This window comes from Halogeometricum sp. CBA1124, assembly GCF_009741955.1.
In the GTDB taxonomy this organism is placed as follows: Archaea; Halobacteriota; Halobacteria; order Halobacteriales; family Haloferacaceae; genus Halogeometricum; species Halogeometricum rufum.
On the sequence record NZ_WPCD01000290.1, the window covers coordinates 1 to 3,064 of the forward strand.

Below are 3,064 nucleotides of genomic sequence, written 5' to 3' on the forward strand. Positions count from 1 at the left end.
CGCCCGAGAGGGCGGCGAGGGCGATACCGACGTAGTGCACCGTCGTGAGCGAGGCGGTGTCGATGCGCGACGACATGCCCGACCTGTTAGTGGGGAGAGACATTAACAGTCGGTGCCGCGAGAGACACTCGACGGATCGGAACGCCGTCGCTCGGAGATGTGAGAGGGGAAAGGGAGCGCGGTGGAGCGTCGAGACCGAGAGCGGTCTACTCGGGCTTCAGACCGCCGTCCTGCACGCGCATGACCGCCTCGCCGTCGGCGAGGTTCGGCGCGTCCACGAGGCGGACGATACGCTTGTCGCCCTTCGACTTGCGGAGGTAGATGCGGAACGTCGAGGTGTGGCCGAGGATGTTGCCACCGATGGGCTGTGTCGGGTCACCGAAGTACGAGTCGGGGTTCGAAGCCACCTGGTTCGTCACGAGGACGGCCGTGTTGTACAGGTCGCCGATGCGCATCAGGTCGTGCAGGTGCTTGTTGAGTTTCTGCTGCCGTTCGGCGAGTTGGCCGCGGCCCACGTACTCCGCGCGGAAGTGCGCGGTCAGCGAGTCCACGCAGAGCAGACGGACGGGGTACTCGTCGTCCTCGTGGTCGCGGGCGAGTTCCTTGGCCTTCTCGGCGAGCAGAATCTGGTGGTTGGAGTTGAACGCCTTCGCGACGTGAATCTTGTCGAGGACGTCGCTGAGGAGTTCCTCCATCGCCGCCTCGTCGTCCGGGGAACCCTCTATCTCCCGGTCGTCCATCGTGGCCTGAAGCTTCTCGTCGTCGAGGCCGAAGAGCATGTCCTCGATTCGTTCGGGACGGAACGTGTCCTCGGAGTCCACGAAGATGCAGGACCCACCGAGGCCACCGTGTTCGGGCGGCAGTTGGACGTTGACCGCCATCTGGTGGGTCACCTGCGACTTCCCGGAACCGAACTCGCCGTACACTTCGGTGATGGACTGCGTCTCCAGTCCGCCGCCGAGGAGTTCGTCGACTTCGGGAATCTGCCAGCTGAGTTTACCGATCTGCTGGCGTCGTTCGAGGACCATCGAACCGGTCTCGAAGCCGCCGATGTCGGCCGCCTCGCGCGCGGCGTTGATGATGTCCGAGGAGGTGGACTCACCCACGTCCGCGGTGTTGGAGAGTTCGCTGGGACTCGCGACGGCGATAGCCTGATAGCTCTCGAAACCGGCGTCGACGAGTTTGTCTGCGGTAGCGGGGCCCACGCCCGGGAGACTTTCGAGGTCGTCTTCTGGCATCGTATACGGACCTGCGGCCCACGGCCACATAAAGCCTCGTTAACAGCGAAGTGGAAGTGAAACTGACGGACAGCGGCGGGTCGGCGTTCAAGAACTCGTGAACGTTTAAGCCGGATGTGGTCCCGAACGGCGTCGGGACTGGCGAGCGAGAGACGGTGAGCGACGCGCGGAGTGAGAGCGGGGCGGAGGGGAAGGGCAGAATGGAGGAGTGTCGACGGAGTCGAAACGCGACGAGGGGGCGAGAGGTGGCGCGGAGTCAGACGCGGGCCGTCGGCGCTACTCCCAGGGGTGGCCGCCGGACCGGTCGGACCACATCGGGTACCAGTACTCCTTGTCCGGTTCGAGTTCGAGTTCGCCGTCCAGCACCGACTCCAGTTTCAGCAGGACGCGGTCGTTCTGCTCGCGGCCGCGTTCGGGGGCGAACGGGTAGTAGGCCCCGCGGCGGAACGAGTAGATCCAGTAGGCCCGGTCGTCGTCGCGTTCGAAGCCGAAGACGGCGGCGAGCAGTCGAGAGCCGTAGCCGCGTTCGATGAACTCGTCGGCGGCGAAGTGGACGCTCGTCACGAGGTCCTCGGGGTCGTCGTCCTCGAGGACGACCCACTCCCACCCGTGAGAGTCCTCGCGGAGGCGGAAGTCGGTGCCCGTCTCCTCCTCGCCGGCCTTGAGGATGGTCTCCACCTCTTCGACCGTCTCGGCGAAGTCGGTGCTGTCCACCGAGGAGAAGCAGAGCGCGGCGGCGCCGACGGACTCGAACCCGAGGTCGGCCTCCATCGTGATGTACGCCGTGCTCATGCCGAACAGGTCCTCGGGGTCCGCGTCGCGCGTGGCGTCCGCCTCGGCGCTCGTGCCGAGGATGGAGCGGAGCGAGTCGAACAGTCCCATCTTACGCCGTCTCCATCTCGCGTTCCAGGTCGCGGAGTCGTTCGATGCGGTTCTCCGTCGAGGGGTGCGTGCTGAAGACGCGGCCGATGAAGTCGCTCTTAATGGGGATGATGAAGAACGCGTTCATCTCCGACTGCTCGCGCAGGTCGTCCTTCGGCACGTTCTCCATGTTGCCGGAGATCTTCATCAGCGCCGAGGCGAGCGCCGAGGGGCGCCCCGTGATGACGGCCGCGCCGCGGTCCGCGGCGTACTCGCGGTAGCGCGAGAGCGCGCGGATGAGGACGAACGAGACGATCCAGACGACCAGCGAGACGGCGATAGCGACGATGATGCCGCCGCCCTGCCGATCGCGACTGCCGCCGCCGAACCAGAAGCCCCAGCGGACGATCATGAACGCGACCGTCGAGAGGAACGAGGCGATGGTCATCACCATCACGTCGCGGTTCTCACGTGCGCGAGTTCGTGCGCGAGGACGCCCTCCAACTCGTCTCTGTCGAGCATCCGGAGCAGGCCCGTCGTCACGGCGACGGCCGCCTTCTTCTGGGACCGGCCAGTCGCGAAGGCGTTCGGGATGCGCGAGTCCACGACGGCAACCTTCGGTTTCGGCAGGTCGGCCTGCTGGGAGAGTCGCGAGATGGTCCCGTGCAGTTCGGGGTACTCCTCTTCGGACACCTCCTTCGCGCCCATGCTGTACAGTGCGAGTCTGTCGCTGAAGAAGAACTGGGCGAGCAGGAACACCCCGACGAACGGCAGGATGAACCAGTTCCGCGTCGCCGCGAGCGCCCCGACGAAGACGATGTACAGGGCGAAGAGCAGGAACATCGTGAGCACCATCCGCCCGCGAAGTCCCCAGTCCGGTTTCCAATCCATGCGCTCAACTTCGCGTTCGTCGCTCTAAGCGTTGTTGGAGCGTAACGTGTCGCCCGCCCGCGCGTGCCGCCGCT

Annotated in this window: 2 protein-coding genes and 1 pseudogene; all 3 read right to left on the bottom strand. The window is 65.6% G+C overall.

What is annotated here, in order from left to right; genetic code table 11:
* Window positions 1-206: 206 nt before the first annotated feature.
* Complete coding sequence (gene radA / locus GJ632_RS20515; RefSeq protein ID WP_089803894.1) at window positions 207-1,238, bottom strand: DNA repair and recombination protein RadA; 1,032 nt, start codon at window positions 1,236-1,238, stop codon at window positions 207-209.
* Between the two features lie 276 nt (window positions 1,239-1,514).
* Window positions 1,515-2,120, bottom strand: coding sequence for a hypothetical protein (locus GJ632_RS20520; RefSeq protein ID WP_089803893.1), 606 nt, complete (start codon window positions 2,118-2,120; stop codon window positions 1,515-1,517).
* A 1-nt stretch (window position 2,121) separates the two neighbouring features.
* Window positions 2,122-2,990, bottom strand: a pseudogene (gene htpX / locus GJ632_RS20525) (zinc metalloprotease HtpX).
* Window positions 2,991-3,064 lie beyond the last annotated feature (74 nt).